Raw genomic sequence first — 22,242 nt, 5'->3', positions numbered from 1 at the left:
AGCTATTTTATGAAAAACCGAAACAATTTCCTTTTTTATATCATCATATTATTAAAGAATACTTACTATTGTTATAATTTCTTCCTAATTTTCACCATAAAACCATGCTATGCTATAATGGTAAGGAAAAGAGTGAAAAAATGAAAAATACTTTAAAGAAAAAACGTTACCTGTGCATTCTTCTTTGTGCTTTACTAATCATTGTTCTATCCGTTGCCGGCTATATATGGTTCAGTATGCCACGTATTCACTTTACGCAGAACCCGATAACCCTGGAAGTGAAAGAAACCTATTCTGCTAAAGCTTTCATCAAAAAGATCGATCATGGTTCACTTCAGGATGTACATGTAGAAACAAACATCGACACGACAAAACTTGGCAATCATCAAATAACCTATACTATAGATGGTCATACATTCACCCTTGATTATATCGTAAAAGACAGCAAACCACCTGTTGTAGTAGCGCAAGATCAAAAAATAAGCATCGGTGATAAGGTAGCACCTGAGGATTTTATTCAAAAAATTGATGATGCTACGAAAACAACAGCTCGTTTTGCAAAAGCATATTCCTTTACAAAACTTGGCAAACAAACCGTTCAAATCATCGTCGAAGATGAAGGAAAAAACCAGACAACGGTAAAGGCTGTTGCAAATATTCTAAAAAAAGATACACAGCCACCTGTTTTTACCGGAATTTTAGATATGACCATCCAAAAAGGTGAGAAGCCTGACTTCAAAAAAGGCGTAGAAGCAATTGATGATCGTGATGGTAAGATTAACTTTACCATAAATAAAAATAACTTTGACGCAAAACAACCCGGACGTTATAGCATAACGTATCAGGCAATAGACAAAGCCGGTAATAAGACAGAAATAAATCGTACCGTCATCGTGCAAGAAAAAACATCTGGAAAAATCATCTATTTAACAATTGATGATGGACCTAGTGCAAACACACCAAAGGTATTGGAAATATTAGACCGTTATCATGTAAAAGCGACCTTTTTTGTTACAGCGCAATGCCCTTCCTATCTTGGCTATATCAAAACAGCATATCAAAAAGGCCATGCCATTGGACTACATACCTATTCACATGATTATGGAGCTCTTTATGCTAGCGAATCCGCTTATTTTAAAGATTTACAAAACATAAGTGATGTTGTGAAACAACAAACCGGCTTGACACCAAACATTATCCGCTTCCCTGGAGGCAGTAGTAACACGGTTTCTTCAAACGTCCCCGGGTTAATGACACGCTTAGCAAAAGCAGTTCAAGAAAGAGGCTATCAATATTATGATTGGAATTCCAGCAGCGGCGATGGAAATTCGGCTTTGCCGAGTGCATCTTTGATTCAAGAGGCAACATCTTATGGCGGGGCATCTCCATTGATGATGCTAACGCATGATCATCCAGGATCCCAAGCAAGTGTAGAAGCCTTACCTGCGATCATTGAATATTATCAATCCCTTGGCTATACCTTTAAAACCGTAGATAGTAGTGTTTCTGGATTTCACCATGGCATTAATAATTGATTCTATAGTAATACCTTAGTAGCTTATTAGTAATCATATAGTTAAAAAAGCATCTTATCGTATCATTCCCTGTAACTATCAATGGGAATTCTACATGATGAGATGCTTTTTACGTATCATTTATGATAATAAACCAAGATGAGTTGCTTTTTTACGTATCGTTTATGACAATAAACCTAAGTCATATTTCCACTTTAAAATACGACGCAGGGAGGCATCAATCTGCTCTTCCTGAATTTCTTTCTTTTTCACTGCTTCTAGAACGGCCGGCAACTGTACGCGATAATTACTGCAAATTAATAAATCATTACCTGCTTTGACAGCACTTACGGCCACACTAGCATCATCACTATATTGCGTAATTGCATCCATAGCCAGATCATCGCTCATTATAACGCCTTGAAATTTCAGCTGCTCACGTAATATCCTATGGACCTTTGCAGATAACGATGCCGGATGTTTAGCATCCATGCACTTTACAATATTATGGGAAACTAAAACACTATCTGCACCTGCCTGTATCCCGGCGCTAAAAGGGATAAAATCACTATTTTCAAAAGTTGCCATAGAACGTTTATCAATTGCTATACCGGTGTGCGTATCCACATTGTTTCCATAGCCAGGAAAATGCTTTAAACAAGAACCAATGTGATTCTTCTTCATCGTATGAACTACGGTTTTCACATAGTTCGCTGTTTCATGTGCGTTCTTGCCGAAAGATCGTGCATATATAAAATCCTCTGTATGTGTCGAAACATCTGCCACTGGTGCTAAATTCACATTAATGCCCATGCCTTTTAATAATTCTGCCTTTTCCTTAGTATCAGAAATAATCAGCGGCATACCACCTTCTTGATATAAATCCTGTGGTGACCAAAATGGAACTTCACGAAAATAAGTACTCACCCGATTCACAGTTCCCCCTTCTTCATCAACCCCGATTAACAAAGGAACTTTTGCTTCTTTCTGATAAGCGGTGAGCTTTGCCACAACATCTTGATAGTTTTGATCTTTGAAATCTCTGTCGAATAAAATATATCCGCCTAAATGATATGTATCCACATCCTCTATAGAATACATGTCTGGACAGCGGACAAAGAAAATCTGTCCGACTTTTTCTTCGATACTCATAGAGGCAATAATCTTATCGATAGCCACTTCTTTTTCGGTTTTTTCTTCCTGTTGCTTTGCGACCTTCTTCACGACACATTGAAGAGCAATCAAATGCTCTTTTTCTTTTCGGTAAGTAATACTTACTTCTTCATCCAGTAACAACGTATCCGTACCTTCCATCTTCATTTGTTCACGATCAAATCGCTTTTCTTCATCTTGATTCTTCACCATGATACTATTGGATGTCAGATCTTTAATAACACCTGTAAATTCATAAGTTTTATTAACCTCACTGTTATTCTCTGTATCTTTCTGCTTCTCTGGCTCTTTTTTATGAACATTTGTATTTGTAGAACAACCACCAAGTAATAACACACATGCAAATAAACCACATAAGATTCGTTTTTGCATAAGCTTACCTCCCATTAGATTTATGATATTAGTATAGCGTACTCTTTTTTACAAAAGTAAAATTCTTACATCTTTTCATCAAAAAAAGATGACCTATCCCAGGATAAATCATCATTCTAATAGTTATATACATCTGCTTCTTCCAATTTCACATTCTTCCTTGGTACCATATCCTAAGCAACTACCAGTTCATAAGTCGTGTGATGATAATAAAACTTATAGGATAGCATATAGAAGTACTGTGTGTTTATCGAAAGTTTAATCGTAAGATAGCATATAGAAGTACTGGACGTTTATTAAAAGTTTAATAGTAAAATAGCATATAGAAGTACTGCGTGTTTATCAAAAATTTAATCGTAAGATAGCATATAGAAGTACTGCGTGTTTATCAAAAGTTTAATCGTAAGCTGACATGTAGAAATACTGTGTGTATATAAGAAGTTTAATAGTCAGATAACGTAATCTCAATTATATAACTTTAGCATAATAAAACTGCTGACTTTTCCTTTGCATATGGAGTCAACAGTTTGAACGATGTTAGAAATACTATTAATTTTGTAATAAAATATCCAGTTTACTTTGCAGTGTATTCACCATTGTTTTAATATCTTCATCCGTGGATAAAAGACGTCGTATTTCACTATCCGCAACAGACATTGCCTGATCATAATCTGAAAATTTATTCACTGGTATAGCATGTTCCATTGTTTTATTGAAGAAATCTAGCTTAAAAGCACTTTCTCCTGGTGTATCTTCTTGCAGATAACGACTTACCGTCTTTGAATTGGTAATGTCTTTTAGTACAGAAACTCCTTGTGAATAAGCAAAGATATCCTCCTGCGTTGTTTCATCATAGGATAACATTTTTAAGAATTCCCATGCGAGGTCTTTATGCTGTGAGGTTTTTGCCATTCCCATCAACAAGGTATCAAGTTCCGATACATTATCTCCTTGAGGCCCTGCTGGCATAGGGATGCATTCCCATTCAAAGCTGCTATATTTCTTGACACGCCAAGGATAGGGTTTATATGTGCGGTATTCACTAAAACGCATAGGGCAGAAAACAACCTGTCCCTTATCAAACATTTCGCTCGTTGGTGTCATGCCTTGATTTAGTTCTTCTAATCTTCTGGTGAATTCTATCGCCTCATATACCCGCTCATCACTTAAAGTTGCTTTTGTACCTTCCGCATAAAATACCGTAGCTCCATTTGAGGCAACTGCATTTTGCCAGCCATAACCATAAACACCAAACTGATCTAATGCGCCATCCTCATTCGTATCTTTTGTCACCCTGCGGCAGATATCATAGAAATCGGCCCATGTCCAGTCATCTGATGGAAGAGAAATACCTTCTTTTTCCAACAAGGTACGATTGACATACATTAATGTTGGTACACTTTCATAAGGGAGTGCATATTGTTTCTTCTGATAAGTTCCGGATTGATAGGATGGTGTAAAGTATGCCGCTTTATCGAATGCATCATCCTTATGAATATAGCTGTTCAAATTTTGCATGATGCCGATATCAGAAAATGTAGATAAATCATTTGATCGTATCATAAATACATCAGGTAAATTGCCTTTTAAAGCCTGTTGCGAGAGCCATTCAGAGTAATCACTTTTCTGTAGACCACTGACATATTCTACCTTTACATTAGGATGTTTACGTTCAAAGCGTTCCACAACTTCATCAATGATCTTATAGCTTTCGCCATTGGGCACATCCCAATTACTGCCGGCAAACATGCCAAACGTCAATGTGATTGGCTTATTTTTCTGATAGGTCATATATAATAAGATTGACACGATCAACAAAAAGGCAGCCGCAACGGCTATAACCTTCCGTTTCATGCTTCTTTTCCTCTATGGATATACCAGATAGCCAGTTGTGTACGATCACGCAGCTGCAGCTTATCCAAAATAACACTGAGATAATTGCGTATCGTACCTTCTGTGAATTTTAATATTTCAGCGATTTCTTTATTCGAAAGTCCTTGTGATACTTGTTGAATGATTTTCCATTCCGTATCGCTTAAATTCGGTAAGTCTTCATCATGAATACGTTCTGCCACGATATTGTTTTTTGCCATTTCTGAAAAGATCTTGGTCACTTTGCTGGCAACATTCGGATTAAAGATAGCTCCTCCTTGCAGAACGGTTTTAATTGCGGAGGTCAATTCATCTAAAGATACCCCTTTTAATAAATAACCACTTGCCCCATATTTTAAGGCCGAGAAAATATATTCATCATCATCAAATGTCGTTAATACAATAACCTTAATTTCAGGATATACTTCTTTGACAAATTTGGTACATTGCACACCATCCATATCCGGCATACGAACATCCATTAAAATAATGTCCGGTATATGACGGCGTATGCTTTCGACTACTTCTTTTCCACTCCCTACTGTATCAATTACTTCAAATTCATTATTGGTACTTAGGATGATTTTTAAGCTTTCACGAATCAATTCCTGATCATCTGCAATTAAAATCTTAATCATATTCTAAACCCTCCCGAATTGGTATTTCAGCGATAATGATAAACCCACTGGAACCATAAAAACGTATATTCCCTTTTAATAACTCAATGCGTTCCTGCATATGATGAAGACCAAAGTCTGGTTTGATGTTTTCACATCCTATACCATTATCTTCTATTATTAATATTAACGTGTTTTCTTCCTTTGCGATAGAAATATATATTTTCGTCGCATGTCCATGGCGAACCGCATTGGTCATTCCCTCTTGAATAATACGATAGATGACTTCTTCTTCATCAGAATCAAAGGTTAACTTAGGTAAATGACAGACAAAGTGAATCGTCACATCCGTAATTTCCTGAAATTCCTTGATCATCTTATCAATTGCCACTTTCAAGGTATAATGTTCTAAGGCATCCGGTCGCAGCTTATCAACCGAGCGACGAACATCTTTTAAGCCTCTTCTGGCGGTTTCACTTAATACACTTAATTGCTTACGTGTGGCTTTGGGATCCAGTTCACAGGTCAGCACACAGGCATCTAAGCCAACGGATAGCCCCGTCAAAGTATGCCCCAGTGTATCATGGATTTCTCTGGCTAAACGATTTCGTTCTCTTGTTTCTCCCATTTTTTCACGTATATCGGCATATTCTTTCAGTTGTTCATTTAAGCTTTGTAATTCTTCATTCAATGCTAAGAAACGCTTGTTTTCATTGATCTTATCTTGAACCAGAAAGACCATGTAGATGATAAAAACAATGATATTCAGACTGGCTAGGGTATTTTGAACACTTAATAAGAGTGATTTGACAAAGGAATTATAACAGTTGATATAATCATAGAAGGATGTCATGGAAACACGAGCCGATAAGAAATCATAATTAGCACCTAAATAAAACGTAACCAATACAACCATAAAGAAGAAACGATAGGTATTGGAAGTAATATAGGTTAATAAATCAGCCATCATCAGCAACAATATGGAATTGGAACTGAAATATAGTCGTTCCATGATCAATAGACATAAGCCTGACTCAACCAGAAAACAAAGCACCAGCTGCCATGTTTCAAAATGTAGTTTTAAACGCAGACGCATCACGATCAATAATGCCACAAAGGCTGTAATTGATAAGATCATACTATGCATAGGATCTTTCGGTAAATAATCAATCATCGATAAAAAGGTCCTTGCCTCTTGCATATCACAGATACGTTTGGTTGTGATATAAATAATCGAACTGATAAAGACAATCATCGTGAAATTCAGAAAGCACATGATGAAGTAGGTATAGCGCAGTCTGTTTTCCATAAGTTGTTTACGTAACATACTATTGCCACCCTTCTAATGAATATTTCCCGACGTTTTTTTGTGTGATGATGGTCACTGGAATACGCTGAAGTTTTTCTATTTTCTCATGATTGCGAATCTTATAAACAGCTTCTGCCGCCATTTTTCCTAATGTCTTTGGTGATTGAGCAACCGTTGCCTGCATGATATGCTCTGATATCAGTGTCTTGGTTTCCGGTGTGCCATCTACGCCATATACGAATACATCTTTTAATTTGCCTTGATCTTGCATGGCTGCCAGAGCACCTAATGCACTTGGATCATTTAAAGCCATTACCACATCAAAAGATACATCCTTTTCCAAGAACTTTTGCATAAGCGGCATTGCAATCTCTAATTGACCATCACATTCAATGCGTTCGACAATACGATAATTGGGATCATTTTTAATCGTATCGATAAAGCCCTGAATGCGCTGAACAGCAGAATATGCTGTACTATGTTGTAATAAAACGATATCTGCTTTTTTCTTATATTTCATCATATCTTTTGCACACTGGACACCGGCATCATAATTATTTGACATTACACTGTAAGTAATTAAGTCACTGTCCATGACTTCACTATCCACAGCAATGACCGGGATACCGGCTTTTTTGGCTGCTTCAAGGGAGGAAGTTAAGCCGTTGAAATCAACAGGATTGACAATGATCGCTTGGACATTCTGATCAATGAGGTATTGTATTTGTTGTTTTTGTTTTTCTAAGTCTAAGGCAGGATCAAGACTGATTAACACATCACCATTCGCTTCGACTACATTATGTATTTCTTCATCAATGATACTAAAGAAAGGATTGTTAAGTGTCATGTAGGTAGCACCGATTTTCAGAGGCTCCTTACTGCGATAGACAAAGGAAGTTTTACTGGCTTTACTAAAGATACTGATGCCTGCCGCCACAAACACCATTAAAAACAAAAAAATGATAGCCGTTTTCAATGCGCCCTTCATTTTTGACATACGTACCCTTCCTCCTGACTGTTTTTCCTTATTATATCATATTCTAAAGCATTCCTACCGCAATTTCCAGAGTGAAAAAAGATATCTGCCGGAATTTTCACAATGAGAAAAAGGAATGACATTTCTTAATTTGTTTGTTGGTGAAATGAAAACAACGAGAGCGTTTATATTAGTATGCCATTGCAGTGATCGATTTCATGTTGAATAATTTGTGCAGTCCTATCATGAAAGGTCTTAATCTTTATGTTCATATGTTCATCTTGATATCGTACCTTGATACGGCGATAGCGTCTTGTTTGGCGAATTCCGCTGATGGACAGACATTGTTCTTGCGCCAGATAAGTTTCTTTTGATGTTTTGATGATTTCCGGATTCAGCATGACCCAATGAAATCCTGTATCAATATCCACAAAAGCAATGATTCGCTTGAATATGCCAATCATGTTGGCAGCCATGCCTACACACCTATCTTCATGTGCTTGCAGTGTTTCCAATAGATTTTTTGCCACCCATAGATCTTTTTCTGTTGCTGGCTCACTTGTTTTCTGTAATAGTATGATATCGTGATTGATTTCGCTAATCATTTCGTTCTCTCCTTTCGGTTTCCTTTTTAAGAAAAAGCCACTCCTTTTCATTTTATGATAAAACACATTAAGCCCGCTTTTGTATAAGCGATTGCGTTTAGAGCACCTTAGATGTTTTTCTCGGAAGGAAAAAGTGATGTTTCTCCATGTTAAAAACATAAGAAAAAACAAGCCACTCTCTCATCATTGACTTGTTTCTTCCTGCTTCATAATTGTATGAAACACTCGCATGTAATTGAATGAACGGTGTAATCTCAGAGAATAAGGCATGACCCCGTGTGTAATGTGTGAAGGGTTTCATGTTTATTCAAAAAAGGATTGTATGGGGTCTTATATTATGATAATTAGTGAAAGGAAATCTTAAGAAAACCATTGAATGTTACCAGCAGACATCTGATTTTCGTATCCTTATTCCTGATATGCCCCATCCACCAATGTAGTGTAGATTTAAAAGAGACTTATACTTTAAATCTAGTTGTTCCACAATACCATAGATGTTTTGTTTGATGTAGATCTACACTGCAAACAATCATTCTACTATTGCACTTATATTGTATACAACCAGGTAAAGAATTGCAACTTTCTTTTGTCACATAATTTTCATGACATTTGTTAGTCATATGTGACAAATGTTAGTTTTCAACGCTATTTAGCGCAAATTTCTTATTTCTTTTCATCGAGCTTAAAGTTTTGGACCCAGCTGTCGAATTTTTCTTTCGTGATTCCATCATCGCCGTTTTCCAATTCATCTTTGACCTTACCTTTTTCCACATAATACAAGGAAGGCGTACTATCCATGGTTTTAAAGTAAGATTGAATCTTTTTAATATTGCCGCTGCGATCCGGATTAGGGTCTTTGTCAATGACAACATCGTATACGATCACATGGTGCTTTGGTAAATATTCATCCAGCATATCGCGAAATTTCTCACAATGTGCACACCAGCTTTGGGTAAATACGATTACAAAATCTTCTTTATTTTTCATTTTCTTTTCCATATCTGCTACGGAAATCGTGCGTAAGGCACCTGGTGTTTCATCTCTTGTATAACCGCCGCATCCACTTAGCAGCAAAAGAAAGCATAACGTCGTAATGTACATAATTTTTTTCATAAAAACCTCCATATGCCGCTCTTTAAGCGGTACAACACCTCTGGATGTTCTTTAATAGTATAGCCATTTTTGATAAAAAAGTAAACAGATGACAACACTTTCTCATTTTCCAAATTTTATCGCAATCTAATTTAGAAAGGCTATGCATTAGAAAATTCCTTTCTTTCGCATAGCCTTTATTTTCGTTATTCTTCCTTTTGTTTCGGCAATTCCACACGGATACGTTCAATACGATGATTTCTGATTTCTAACATTTGAAATTGTATACCATTCCAATATAAGGTTCCACTTTCCCCATCTTCAGGGATACAGCCTAACTGATCTAAGATGAAACCACCAATCGTATCATACTTCTCATTCTCAATATTTATTTGCAGTGCTTCATTCAAATCTTCGATGGGCATCCTACCATTGATTTCATAGACATTATCATACAATTTGCGTAACATCATCGCTTGCGCATCATCATATTCATCTTCGATTTCTCCCATGATTTCTTCTACGAGATCTTCCATGGTCACAATACCGGACATGCCTCCGTATTCATCAATCAGAATCGCGATATGTTGATGCAACTTCTGCATCTCTTGAAATAAATCATCGATATTTTTTGTTTCAGGAACAAAATACGGCTTTCTTAATATCTTACGGATATCCACAAAAGCAAAACCATGTTGATATGCTTGCGTAAAATAATCTTTAATATTTAAAATACCGATCACATTATCAATAGATTCTTCATATACCGGTATTCGAGAATACTGCATTTCCATCAGAACGTGTACATATGCATCCTTGGGATCATCTATATCAATACAAAATACTTGTGTTCTAGGTGTCATGATTTCATTAGCCAAGATCTCATCAAATTCAAAAACCCCATCCATCATTTCTGCCGCAGCTTCATCAAGCACACCCTTTTCACGACTATCTTCTAGCATACTGCGAATCTCTTCACGCGATAAAGATTCTTCCACATGTTCATCTTGTATGCCAAACAAACGTAAAACAAGCGTGGTAGATACCGAGAGAATCTTAATGATAGGGTACGCTACTTTACTAATTATCAAAATCGGCTTAGCACAAAACATGGAAAAGCTTTCCGCCTTTTGAATAGCCATTCGTTTGGGTACCAATTCACCAAAGATAAGCGTGATAAAAGAAATAAGCATCGTGATCAACACCACGGCGATCGTATTGGCCTGGGGAATGCCCCAACGCTGTAATACTTCAGCAAGCGAACTTGAAATTCCCGTTGCCGCACTTGCGGAATTGAAAAAGCCGGATAACGTGATGGCAATCTGAATCGTAGATAAGAAATTCGTAGGTGCATCCATCAGCTGTTCAACTAACCTAGCCTTTTTATTTCCATCTTGAGCCAGGCGTTTGATTTTTCCTTTATTAACAGAAACAATGGCCATTTCACTCGCTGCGAAATAGGCATTTGTCATTGTTAATATCACCATTAAAATCAATTGTAACGTAATAGAGGTCCCTGCGGGGTCTGTGTCCATAAATTAAAATCGCTCCTTTTCTAAATTATATTATGGTCTTGATTGTAACAGAAGTTCTTCCATTTGTGAATATTCCTTTGTTAAGTTTTGGTTAATTAAAAAGATGCCACCATTTCTTTTGTTAAATCTTTTATTATCGCCACGGCAAGTTTGACAGCATTTTGATAATCTTTTAATGTTGTATAACCATAACTGCTGTGAGCATAACGAACTGGAATCCCAATTACGATGGTTGGAATGCCTCGCAAATGCGTATGAGAAATGGCTCCATTGGTGCCGCCACCGCTGCGTACGCTTTCCTGTACCGGTATGTGATGACGTTTTGCCACATCCAAGGCAAAGCGTTGAAAACGTGGATTGGTAATCATAGAACAATCAAAATGACGTAACATCGGTCCTTTTCTCAATGCGCTTTGAATCATATAGCTTTCTTCAAAGGTATCATCTGCAGGACATCCTTCAAAAGCGATCATAACATCACAATGGATGTTTTGAATAGCACATTTCATGCCCCGCTCGCCAACTTCTTCTTGTGCTGATATCGTCCCTTGTACTGCTACATCCATATTCTGCACCTGATGCATCGTTTCAATCAAAGCGGCACAGCCAATGCGGCAGTCAAAGGCTTTTCCCATAAAGATATCGTGACGCTCATCATAGGAACATAAAACATTGGGTACGGCAAAACAGCCTATCTGTATACGATAAGATTCTTGCACTTCCTTTAAGCTGGTAGCTCCTACATCAATGAGCAAATCATCAAAAGCGATGGCTTTTCCTTTTTCACTCTGTTTCATAAAATGTGGAGGTTTGCTGCATACGATGCCTTGTACGATTTCACCGTCTACATTGCGAATAAGCACACTATTCCCAACGATGTTTTTCGCTTCCCAACCGCCTAAGGGTAGAAAGCGCAGCATCCCATCCTGACGTATGGCCTGGATGATAAAACCAACCTCATCCCCATGGGCATCAAGATGAATGATCGGTTTTTCTTGCTTCGTGTTGCTTGTCGATGAATAAATGTATAAGTTGCGCATATGATCCTCTTCACAATGAAAAGCACTACACTCTTCACGTACCAATGCGATTACATCATCTTCCATGCCACTTGGTCCAAAGGCATTACTTAAGGCCTTGATTCGCTCTATTTCATTCATGCTGTATTCCTCTTTTCTTTTTTTATACTTACAAAATATTGTAGCATATGCGAAGTCTTTGGAAAAGTAAGATGTTGCATCACTATGGTTTCCCTTTTTATTGACAGACATCCAAACACAGGCTACAATAAAAGCAATAAGAAATGGCGTGGTGATGAACATGAGCAAATAATCTATTGTAGAAAACGAATGTTTTTTTCAATGGATGATTTGCTTTTTGTATGCGCACATGTATGTAAAGAAATATCGATAATTTTTCTCTAGCTTTTATTTTTTGTCATGGTTAAGTGAGCATAAAATCAAAAGAAAAACGTAATTCATCCATTGTGCTTTATTGTACTAAGAAAGAAGAGGAATGACGTTATGAAACAAATTGCAGTTATCTTATATGAGGGATATTGCCTGTGTGAAATCACCGTAGCTTTAGAAATGCTTCGTATGGCTGACATCCCCGTTACTTATTTTGGTGTTGAAAAGAAAGCATATCGCAGTGAAGAAGGCATAGTATTGCAATGTGAACATACCCTTGATGAATTGGATGTTGATGATTATGATGGCATCTTGTTGTCGGGATTTATGGAAGAGAACCCTACTATATTAAAGAATGAACTTCTTAAAGAAAAATTGCGCATATTTGATCAACAGAAAAAAGTCATTGGGGCTATTTCCATTGCTCCTTTACTTTTATACAATGCCGGCATTCTAAAAGATCGCCCATTTATGTGTGCCATGAACAAACAAGATCTTGTTGAAGAAGGTTACGCTTTAAGCTGTTTACAGAATATGATCGATTGGGATGCATGTTGTGCTGAAGAAGATCTTAAATTTATCCGTCATGAGCATATCATCACCAGTGTGATCTATGGATTTCGTGAGTGGGCTATGGAAATAGGCAGAATGCTAGATATTCCCGTTTATCCTAAATCATTTGGATTATAAAGGCAGCAAAAAACTTCATCTATGTAAGAAAATGTGTCATTCGTCCTGTAAAGGCATTGTGACACATTTTTATATTCCTTCAAGTAATTTCGAAGTACTGATTAATCAAGGGTTCTCGATAATACTATTTAAAATGTCGTTTAAAAGAGGCTATTTATTGAGTTGCCTTATAATGCTAAAGAAGCCTCTTTCAATTTAATGGTTATTTGGTAGAAACCATTTAAATAGTTTAACAGCAACTTATTAAAAAGCACTTACTTAGGATATCGCAAACATAACAAAAAAACCTCACATTTGTGAGGTTATCTTTTTTAATGGCGCCTTAAACAGGACTTGAACCTGTGACCTGCCGGTTAACAGCCGGATGCTCTACCAACTGAGCTATTAAGGCACTTATCAAGTGCTTAATTATAATATCATAAAGTTAGTTTTTTGACAATATCTTTTTTAGCAAAAATAGCAGAAAAAGCTTCATGTGGAATGCTTCCTTGCAAGTGTTTTTTTACTTCCATCTTTTTTCCAATCTTACTTAATTTTTTATGAATTCCGTTTTGTGCTATCATAAAAACTTTTAGCGTGTTCTATCGATTGCTTTTCTAGCAGATAAGAATTCTTTCATTGCGCTATGAAAAAGAGGCTTAATAGCCTCCTTCACTTGCTTCATTTTGCATCAATTGAACTCCGGCACTGGTTCCGATACGATCAGCACCTGCTGCAATCATCTCATCCATATCTGCACGACAACGTACACCGCCAGCTGCTTTAACTTTACAGTTATCTTTTACGGTATCCTTCATCAGCTTCACATCTTCTGGTGTTGCACCTCTTGTAGAAAAACCAGTGGATGTTTTCACAAAGGTTGCCCCTGCTTCTACACAAAGCTGGCAAGCCTTCACAATTTCTTCCTCACTTAATAGGCATGTTTCCAAAATTACCTTGACACAGTGTCCATCTGCCGCTTTAACAACAGCAGCCACATCATCACGAACAGCATCATAATGATGTGCCTTCATTTCACCGATATTCATTACCATATCAATTTCTTCTGCCCCATCGGCAATGGCATTGCTTGTTTCAAAAGCTTTTGCTTTCGTACTCATTGCGCCTAGTGGGAAACCTACGACCGTACAAACCTTAACATCACTATCGTTTAATAGTTTCGCACAATAAGCTACCCAATACGTATTTACACAAACACTCGCAAAATCATATTTCTTAGCCTCTTCACACAATACCTGGATCTTATCCTGTGTAGCATCCGCTTTCAATAAAGTGTGATCGATATATTTGTTCATTTTCATAAGAACATCCTCCTACTTATCACTTTAAGTATAGCATTTTCCCTCTGAAACGAAAACCTGATTTTATTGTTTCTCAGCTATAACGACTATCCTTGTTTCTTTGGGCTTTTTTAATTGCTGTTTTACGTTTCCAATATAATTGCAAGAATGGGTTTTGATATAGCGCTATCGTAAGCTTTAACAATAATCCATAACGCAATAACTCCAACACGATAATGCAAAGTATGGAAGGCAGTTGATACTGTTGACTTTGAAAAGTCTGCCATACTTGAGGGAGTTCTTGCAGCAGATGGATACTTTCACAAAGCCATGCAAGCATGATTAGAATGCGACAGGAAGAACTGTACATGAACATGGCAACACCTGCAAAAGACCATAGCAACGACGTAAAAAGAATAGCTAACAGGAAAAACCGCTGCACATATTGTAACCCATCTATGTCCGTAGGAAAACTTAGTTGCATGATGAATAAAAACAGTAAGAAGCCTATCAACGTCCCCAATAAAATCATGACAAGATAAAACGTATAGCGATGTAAAAAATGCTGTGCTCTTATAAAAAGACGATTATCCTCTTCCATATGGACCAGAGATACTTCTTGTAACACTTGGTTTAAGACTTCATCTTCTTGTCTTTCTTCCTCCTCTTCTGGCTGCGTTATTGCCATCCTTCTATCTGCTTTTTTCCATATACTGACAATATGTGGATCGCGATAGAGATAGCAGACGCAACAAAAGGTGATGAGGTACTTACTGATCATCAATAAGGTGAATAAGATCCGCAACGTCGTAGCTTCCCAGCCAGACAGGCTGAGCTGATAAAAAGCAGGCAGTGCCGATAGAAAATACAGAGAGAGGATCGCACATAGGGTGAACAGTAGGCGCGCAATCTTTCTACCCTTTTGCAATGACCTGACGATAAACAGCCATAATATCCCTTCCATGAGTAAACGTATCATGTATCTTTTCTGTGGCTCTTGGAAGCGAATTGGAAATAGTTCTTTCAATAGCATGACTTGTAAAACGGCATAGCATATGTAAAACAATAGAAAAAGCCAAGTAAATAAGCGCAGCTGCGTTTTTATCTTCTTCTGATATCTTGTTGTATCCTTTTTCTCATGCATATGCATCACCTGTATTTATTATACATGAAAAAAAGGGTCGCATCTCTTACAAATGTGACCGTTCTTCTATCAGCTATTCAATTTGTCGTTTGGATTGAAGAAATATGGATTCGGTTTATCAAAATAATTGGACGTATCTAAATCCCATGCATTATGCATATCCCCTTCTCCAAAGTCTTTTAATTCGTCATGTGTAGTTAAAATGTCCAGTGTTGTTCTTAAATGCTGCAATACATGGGCACTGCTCTCAGATAAATATGTCAAGACCTTTTTTGTCTCTTCATCCTTTGTTTTGGTTAATACTTGTTCATAATATGTTTGATAGGCTTGTTCTTCTTCGATATCACATAGTAAGGCAGCGCTTAGATCATTATTTACATGATGTTGTTTTATTTCCTTATGCGTTGGCTGATCACAGGGTGGAATAAATGCAAAGACCGGGGTATCGTCATTGGATTCATCATAATAGCGATCATCTTCCCCATGCAGATGGTGCAATAGCTCGGCTAAAACTTCCATATCACTTAAGCGACGGGCAGCAATACGGCGAAATAATTCATGAAATGTGGGATTGTGTATCATGAAGCTTTGACGCAAATATAATATAGCAAGTTGTAAGCCTTTTTCACATCCGCCACATTCATGATCCATATATTCATAAAGCTTAGGATCTGGGGTAATATTGTTTATTTCCATAGGTAATTGATTATCATACAAATACATGCAAGATTTCCTCCTTTTTCAATTCTAGTATGGATATGAAAAAGAAGATTATGCTATAATAATGCTGCAAAAATGGGCAGGAAACCTGTCGTAAGAGGAGATAAAAGATGAAAGAAGTTCAATTACATGCAAAGTGTCAAGAAGAAGTAATCGTAGATGAAGCTAAGCTTGCTTGCAATGTGGGCAGCGGCATTGTTTCTGTATATGCAACACCAATGATGATTGCGGCGATGGAGCATGCGGCAGTGCAATGTCTACAGCCTTTCTTAGAAGAAGGAGAAACCAGTGTTGGTGTCTTGATGCATACGACACACGATGCTGCCACACCAGCAGGTATGAAGGTTCGGATAAGCGCTGAAATTATCGCGGTTGATCGTAAGAAAGTCACCTTTTCGATCATCGCCCAAGATGAAAAGGATATCATCGGTAAAGCAAGCCATGAACGTTTTGTGGTGATGAAAGAAAAGTTTGAAGCAAAAGCCCAAGCAAAACTTTGTTAAAAGCAGCTTTTGAAGTGAATTTTCATTTGTTATTCAATGGAAAGACATTTCAATCGCTGTTTTTTTATTGTGAATGAAAAAAAGGAATATCCTAGCAAGGTGCATATTCCTTTTCAAAATGATTGTTATGTTGTTTTATAGCGCATCCCATATCCAAAAGCGAAGCTTCTTTTGCCATGACAATGTTGTAAGAACATGAGCTCGCTGCGTTTGCCATTGCGATTGCAGTTGTTGTACATCCTCTTTCGTAATCTCATGCTGCGAAAAGCGTGCTTTTTCCACAAGTTGTAATGTTTCTTGATCAATCTTCGCTCCATATGGGAATAAATCTTCTAACCAGCCATAAAGCGTTAACAGCTTTTGTCGTTGTTTCATGCTTTCCAACTGTTTCCGGCGATACTTTCTTCTTAGGCTTGCCTGTGCATAAATGAATAAGGGTAAGATAAGCACAACGAGAACTGGTAACAAGAAAGAAGGCAGCGAGGAAGAGGCAGACGTTGTTGTCGTGCCATTTTCTTCCATTAAGTGTTGCGTAGGCTGTTGGATTGGTTTCGGCTCTTCCTTATTTTCAAGACCGGGGGTAATTTCTGATGGCGTTGTTTGCGTGAGAGGCTGTTCGCTTTTTTGTATGGTAGAATCGTTATCTGCTGCCGGCGTTACTTCCACAGGCATCCATCCATAGGTTTCATCAAAAATTTCCACCCAGGCATGTGCATCAGAATCTTTGACCTGTGCATGTCCTTCATGATCATAAGCATTGCTATCCACACGATACCCTTCTACATAACGGGCTGGGACGCCATAATAGCGTAATAACAATACAGCAGAGGATGCATAATGAACACAATACCCTTCCTGATTTTCCCATAAGAAATAGGAAACAAAATCCTTGGAAAGGTCAGGCGATCCCGGATAAAGTGTATAGCGGGTATGAGCATACAAATAGCCTTTTACATAGTCAATAATTTCTTCCGTAGACGCAAAACGATGGAAGTTATCTTGTAAGTCTTCTACCGTATTAAATTTTTCTTTTATATCTTTAGGTAGCTGTAAATACTGCTCCTTAATAAAATCCACATATTCCTTATAGGATGTTCCCTGTGGTACATGCAATATTTTTTGTTCATCATCCCAGATTTCATAAGTAACAGCATCCTTTGTTGAATTGCTCCATGCTGCATAGCCATCATAATAAATATTCATATCCTGATTGATGTGCTTAAGATAATATGGCACAATGGCATATTGTGTATTGGCGCGCATATCTTTGATCATCAATGGATTCGCATGAATATTTTTCGGTAATGCCGCCTGATTCATCCAAAAACGAATTGTTGTCCAATCAATATTGGGATATTGACGATATTGTTTATGCGCAAGGGATTTCCATGTATGTCCATCATAAATAGCACCGCTATAGGTTTTTAAATATAAGCGAGATGCCTTAGGATAAGTAAGTTCCATTTGGATAGCACCAGTATAAGAACGATTCCCCGCTCTTCCTAAGTCAATTTCACCTATGCTTTCTGAGCCATAACGCAAATTATAAGTGAACTGCTCAATTGTCTGTAACAGTTTTTGACGCATATGACTGCTAGTGGAAGAGACTTCATACTCCTTTTCTGGTAATAGGATAAAAAGCGTACCAAATATAAGAGAGAAGCAAAGCAAAACATAGCCAAACAGCTTGCCATAATGCCATGAACGTGTACTATGTCTTCTGATATAAGAAAGAAACAATAAAGTAAACCAATCCATCAAAAGCAAACAGGTAAGCAGCCATGGCTGTTTGACACTATACAGCATCGTTGGAAAATATAGCAGAAAGCTGATGGCAAAGGCTGGGAAATGACGTTTCCAGCGAATGATAAAAAGGTATTCCAGTAACATGATCATCAGATACAACGCTATCCAAACTCGTGAAAATAAGAAAGGAAGCTCTTGTTGTGATAGTGTCACTTCATAAACTTGAAACGTATAGTTGGAAGAATGAGCATACACAGATGTGATTTGATTATATATGGCATTAATGGTATCACGAAAGTTAATGATCAGACTTAAAAGTAAAAGCATTATCAAAGCACCATAAATAGGTATTACCCATTTTTTCAGTTTTGTCGTTTGTAAGAATAGAAAAAGCAGTGTTGCGATAAAGGTCGTACATAGTACGACACCATTCAGCATTTGAAAAACCCATAGGAAGATAAGGAAAGGAAGATAACTTGTTAAGACGAAAAGAAAGCGATCGGTAAGTGAGAATGTCTTATGCATGCACATCACTTCCTTTCTCATCCATAGATGTTTCTATCCCGCTAGAGCGTATGCATACGTGTGTCCCCAGCTGTGAACGGTAAAGAACATTGTCCTCTTCTTCCGCTTTGGGATGTGCGAGAATTGCCTGTAAACAACGTTTTAAGCTCGCTTTATCATAGACCTCCTGTTCCAAATTGCCATCTTTAGAATTCCAACAGACAATGGCACTCATAGAACGCTGTATCCATTCTATAGCACAGGCATAAAAGTGTCCCAAAACCTGCTCGCATTCCTCAACACTTCCATGCAAATCTAAATATACAAGCAGTTGTTCCTGTTGGTAAGAGGCAAAAGTACGTATCATTGTCTTCGCTAATTTGTAGCTTAATTTATGATGAATATGGCGCAAATCATCACCAGGCTGGTATTCTTTCACTTCATGTGTATCTTCTAAGATGCCACCGTGTTGGATATGACCTTCATATACATGTTCCTGATCTTGTAAGATATCATGAATTTGTGATGATATAGTGGCCCCAGTTGCATGAGGATATAAATAATAAGTACGCTTTTGATGGCTGTGGTAATGGCGTTGAAATAATCCTAGCATATCCTGTAGTACAAAACCATCAAAGCATAAGCGAATTTTTCCCATCGTTGCCTCATGGGCAATCATAGGAACATACACGATGGTATCACTTGTAAATAAGGTCAGATTATCTTGGGTTTGCTCATCCAAAAAGATATTCTCTTGTTGGATGTTGATTTTGAGTTGAGCAAGCGGGAACCATTTCCCACTGGCGCAATAAAAGTAACTGCCCTCTTTACGGCGTTGAAAGTCTACTTGTAAATGATTTGATGAAATCAGCATGGCAAATAAACTAATCAAGGGCAGCGCAATAACACCTGTCAAAATTATCAGAAATAAATAGCCGCCTAAAAAGATGTAGAGCAGTGCACACACTGCCAACAAAAGCAGATAGCGGCACCAGGCGCGAAGCATTATGCTTTCCTCAGCTGCGGTTTTTCAATCTCATCTAAAAGGTTTTGTAAAACAGCAGCAGTCGTGCGATGATCCTTAACAATATCGTTTTTCATTACTATACGATGTGCAAGAACATCGTGGAAGACTTGAGTGACATCTTCCGGTATGACATAATCACGATCGGCTAAATAGGCATGTGCTTTGGCCATAGCCGTTAAGGCAATACTGGCACGTGGACTTGCCCCTTGATAAATTCGCTCATGATGACGAGTAGCATTCACCAGATCAACGATATATTGATAAATATCCTCATGTACAAAGATGGCATCGCATGCGTTTTGCATTTCGATGACATCCTCTACACTGGCAACTGGTTGTATCTGATATTGCTTTTTAGCCTGTTTTCGCTTTAACATTTCAACCTCATCCTGTGCACTTGGATAGCCGATGCTCATACGTATCATGAAACGATCCAACTGGCTTTCTGGTAAAAGCTGTGTACCGGCAGAACCGTATGGGTTTTGTGTAGCGATGACCATGAATGGCTGTGGCGCCGTTTGTGTATATCCATCTATGGTAATTTGTTTTTCTTCCATGACTTCTAGTAAGGCCGCCTGTGTCTTACTTGACGTTCGATTAATTTCATCAGCTAAAAAGATGTTGCAAAAAACAGCGCCCTCATGCAGACGAACTTCTCCACTAGATGGATCAATTACACTATAGCCAACCACATCGCTTGGCAAAACATCCACGGTAAATTGCATACGCTTGCTGTTAAGCTGCATAGCTTTGGCAAATGCCATCGCCAATGTTGTCTTTCCGACACCGGGAATATCTTCCAAAAGAATATGTCCCTTAGCTAAAATCACCATCATAACTTTTTCGACTTCTTGTTTTTTTCCAATCATGACCTTATTCACTTCTTGTAAAATTTCTGTTGTTTTTTTCATAATCGCTTTCCCTCTGTCTTGTTTATATAATTTTAGCGTATGTCATTTTTGTGTATTTGTCAATTTTGAAATACAAAAGAAATCTTAAAAAATAACCATTCCGATAAACTGCTTTTATCTGGCTTGACAAGTTTGACCCCTTTCCATTCTCGCATTCTTTCCCTTACCGTATACTTCCTAATGTAATAAAAAAAGATCCTAATTCAGGATCCTAACGTTAAATTTTCTGGACGCATGCATTGTAAATCATCCTCTTCCAACTGTAAGCGAGCATATGGAATTTCCTGTTTCTTAGGGCAAGCCATTGGTTGGATCATAAAGCTGCATAAGGTACAATATCCGTTTGAAGAGCTGCGTCGTATACATTCATATGCACACTTCTTGACACAATTCTCATCACACCACTGTGCCAGTTTGATTGCCGCATCATTGGCTAAGCGACAGCTAAATTCTTTTGGTAAACCACTGTCCATAAGATAGCGGCTTAAAATATTGGCATAACACAAACAATATTCTATGATAAAGAAGTTTTCTGCATTATTTTTTTGTAAGTGCTTAGGCCATTGCGCTATATCAATTGCTAAAGCTTCATAGCGTTCTTGGGCAATGTGTGCTCTTGGCTGCTGTAAACATTCATGTTCGTTTTCACGACAGGCACGTAAAAATTCTCCCATCGTTTTTAACAGTTGGTATTTGAAGGTCGCAAAGTCAATTGTCACCTGAAATTCGGTTTCTAATTTTTTGAATGCTTCCGCACACATGATGAGCGCTGCATCGACAGTTTCTGCCTCAAATACGGATAGTCTTGTAATCGGAGGTTCTAGAAACATGAGTAATTCTTTTCCATTGATATATTTCATTTTTTATCACCTTTTGTAATAGTACACTATTTTTATAAGATTGCAACTACCTTAAGCAAATCTTTGCACATTCAGGTGGTACAGCATACGTTTATGAAAAAAATCTATACTTTCTTGTTTAGCAATTGCCTTGCCAAGTTTATACCTTCTAAGATTAATGCAATAAAGATCCCGATACTTCGGAATCGAATGTGTTTATTAGATTTCTTTATGCAAACGATTCATACCTTCTTATTTGGCACCTGCCTTGCCAAGTTTATACCTTTTAAGATTGATGCAATAAAGATCCCGATACTTCAGAATCGAATGTGTTTATTAGATTTCTTTATGCAAACGATTCATACCTTCTTATTTGGCACCTGCCTTGCCAAGTTTATACCTTT

Annotated in this window: 20 protein-coding genes and 1 tRNA gene; 3 read left to right on the top strand and 18 right to left on the bottom strand. The window is 37.6% G+C overall.

Going from position 1 to position 22,242, the window contains the following annotated elements:
* Positions 1-140 precede the first annotated feature (140 nt).
* Positions 141-1,535 (top strand): polysaccharide deacetylase, encoded by a 1,395-nt coding sequence (locus KJS44_RS02700; RefSeq protein ID WP_008689936.1) that lies wholly within the window; start codon positions 141-143, stop codon positions 1,533-1,535.
* 162 nt (positions 1,536-1,697) lie between these two features.
* Here the strand turns inward: KJS44_RS02700 and KJS44_RS02695 are convergent, their stop codons facing one another.
* From KJS44_RS02695 to KJS44_RS02655, 9 genes are all read right to left on the bottom strand, one after another.
* Positions 1,698-3,059, bottom strand: coding sequence for a glycoside hydrolase family 3 protein (locus tag KJS44_RS02695; RefSeq protein ID WP_008689938.1), 1,362 nt, complete (start codon positions 3,057-3,059; stop codon positions 1,698-1,700).
* A 549-nt stretch (positions 3,060-3,608) separates the two neighbouring features.
* Positions 3,609-4,913 carry an ABC transporter substrate-binding protein gene (locus KJS44_RS02690; protein WP_008689940.1) on the bottom strand — a complete coding sequence of 435 codons (1,305 nt, stop codon included), beginning with the start codon at positions 4,911-4,913 and terminating at the stop codon, positions 3,609-3,611.
* Positions 4,910-5,569, bottom strand: a complete 660-nt coding sequence (locus KJS44_RS02685; RefSeq protein WP_008689942.1) for a response regulator transcription factor — start codon at positions 5,567-5,569, stop codon at positions 4,910-4,912. Before KJS44_RS02685 ends, KJS44_RS02690 begins: the two co-directional genes overlap by 4 nt.
* Positions 5,562-6,875 carry a sensor histidine kinase gene (locus KJS44_RS02680; RefSeq protein WP_008689944.1) on the bottom strand — a complete coding sequence of 438 codons (1,314 nt, stop codon included), beginning with the start codon at positions 6,873-6,875 and terminating at the stop codon, positions 5,562-5,564. Before KJS44_RS02680 ends, KJS44_RS02685 begins: the two co-directional genes overlap by 8 nt.
* Before the next feature lies 1 nt (position 6,876).
* Entirely contained in the window at positions 6,877-7,854 is a 978-nt protein-coding gene (locus tag KJS44_RS02675) for a sugar ABC transporter substrate-binding protein (RefSeq protein WP_008689947.1), read from the bottom strand.
* 164 nt (positions 7,855-8,018) lie between these two features.
* Positions 8,019-8,438, bottom strand: coding sequence for a peptide deformylase (locus KJS44_RS02670; RefSeq protein WP_008689948.1), 420 nt, complete (start codon positions 8,436-8,438; stop codon positions 8,019-8,021).
* A 663-nt stretch (positions 8,439-9,101) separates the two neighbouring features.
* Entirely contained in the window at positions 9,102-9,551 is a 450-nt protein-coding gene (locus KJS44_RS02665) for a thioredoxin family protein (RefSeq protein ID WP_008689949.1), read from the bottom strand.
* Positions 9,552-9,736: 185 nt separating this feature from the next.
* On the bottom strand, positions 9,737-11,065 hold the full coding sequence (locus tag KJS44_RS02660) for a hemolysin family protein (protein ID WP_008689950.1): 1,329 nt from the start codon (positions 11,063-11,065) through the stop codon (positions 9,737-9,739).
* Positions 11,066-11,160: 95 nt separating this feature from the next.
* Complete coding sequence (locus tag KJS44_RS02655) at positions 11,161-12,225, bottom strand: M42 family metallopeptidase (RefSeq protein ID WP_008689951.1); 1,065 nt, start codon at positions 12,223-12,225, stop codon at positions 11,161-11,163.
* A 363-nt stretch (positions 12,226-12,588) separates the two neighbouring features.
* Here KJS44_RS02655 and KJS44_RS02650 point away from each other — a divergent pair, with 363 nt between their 5' ends.
* Positions 12,589-13,164, top strand: coding sequence for a DJ-1/PfpI family protein (locus tag KJS44_RS02650; protein ID WP_008689952.1), 576 nt, complete (start codon positions 12,589-12,591; stop codon positions 13,162-13,164).
* 315 nt (positions 13,165-13,479) lie between these two features.
* On the opposite strand, the gene KJS44_RS02645 is transcribed toward KJS44_RS02650, so the two are convergent.
* The 5 genes from KJS44_RS02645 to KJS44_RS02625 form a co-directional block, all read right to left on the bottom strand.
* Positions 13,480-13,555, bottom strand: a tRNA-Asn gene (locus KJS44_RS02645).
* 25 nt (positions 13,556-13,580) lie between these two features.
* Positions 13,581-13,727: a hypothetical protein gene (locus KJS44_RS02640; RefSeq protein WP_017144552.1), complete on the bottom strand. Its 147-nt coding sequence runs from the start codon at positions 13,725-13,727 to the stop codon at positions 13,581-13,583.
* Between the two features lie 75 nt (positions 13,728-13,802).
* Positions 13,803-14,465 carry a deoxyribose-phosphate aldolase gene (gene deoC / locus KJS44_RS02635; protein WP_008689953.1) on the bottom strand — a complete coding sequence of 221 codons (663 nt, stop codon included), beginning with the start codon at positions 14,463-14,465 and terminating at the stop codon, positions 13,803-13,805.
* Between the two features lie 73 nt (positions 14,466-14,538).
* Positions 14,539-15,588, bottom strand: a complete 1,050-nt coding sequence (locus KJS44_RS02630) for a hypothetical protein (RefSeq protein ID WP_008689954.1) — start codon at positions 15,586-15,588, stop codon at positions 14,539-14,541.
* A gap of 69 nt (positions 15,589-15,657) precedes the next feature.
* Positions 15,658-16,311, bottom strand: coding sequence for a ferritin family protein (locus KJS44_RS02625; RefSeq protein ID WP_008689955.1), 654 nt, complete (start codon positions 16,309-16,311; stop codon positions 15,658-15,660).
* 107 nt (positions 16,312-16,418) lie between these two features.
* On the opposite strand from KJS44_RS02625, the gene KJS44_RS02620 reads away from it, so the two are divergent.
* Positions 16,419-16,811 (top strand): thioesterase family protein, encoded by a 393-nt coding sequence (locus tag KJS44_RS02620; protein ID WP_008689956.1) that lies wholly within the window; start codon positions 16,419-16,421, stop codon positions 16,809-16,811.
* Positions 16,812-16,946: 135 nt separating this feature from the next.
* Here KJS44_RS02620 and KJS44_RS02615 read toward each other — a convergent pair whose 3' ends face one another.
* The 4 genes from KJS44_RS02615 to KJS44_RS02600 form a co-directional block, all read right to left on the bottom strand.
* Complete coding sequence (locus tag KJS44_RS02615) at positions 16,947-19,082, bottom strand: transglutaminase-like domain-containing protein (RefSeq protein ID WP_008689957.1); 2,136 nt, start codon at positions 19,080-19,082, stop codon at positions 16,947-16,949.
* Positions 19,075-20,067 (bottom strand): DUF58 domain-containing protein, encoded by a 993-nt coding sequence (locus KJS44_RS02610; protein WP_008689958.1) that lies wholly within the window; start codon positions 20,065-20,067, stop codon positions 19,075-19,077. The genes KJS44_RS02615 and KJS44_RS02610 overlap by 8 nt, the downstream gene beginning before the upstream one ends.
* Positions 20,067-20,999 (bottom strand): AAA family ATPase, encoded by a 933-nt coding sequence (locus KJS44_RS02605; RefSeq protein ID WP_008689960.1) that lies wholly within the window; start codon positions 20,997-20,999, stop codon positions 20,067-20,069. The genes KJS44_RS02610 and KJS44_RS02605 overlap by 1 nt, the downstream gene beginning before the upstream one ends.
* Positions 21,000-21,202: 203 nt before the next feature.
* Positions 21,203-21,859 carry a hypothetical protein gene (locus KJS44_RS02600; RefSeq protein WP_008689962.1) on the bottom strand — a complete coding sequence of 219 codons (657 nt, stop codon included), beginning with the start codon at positions 21,857-21,859 and terminating at the stop codon, positions 21,203-21,205.
* Between the last annotated feature and the right edge of the window lie 383 nt (positions 21,860-22,242).

The organism is Longicatena caecimuris (genome assembly GCF_018406465.1).
Lineage (GTDB): Bacteria > Bacillota_I > Bacilli_A > Erysipelotrichales > Erysipelotrichaceae > Longicatena > Longicatena caecimuris.
Note: the sequence above shows the minus strand (reverse complement) of the source record. Positions and strands in the feature narration are given on the sequence as shown.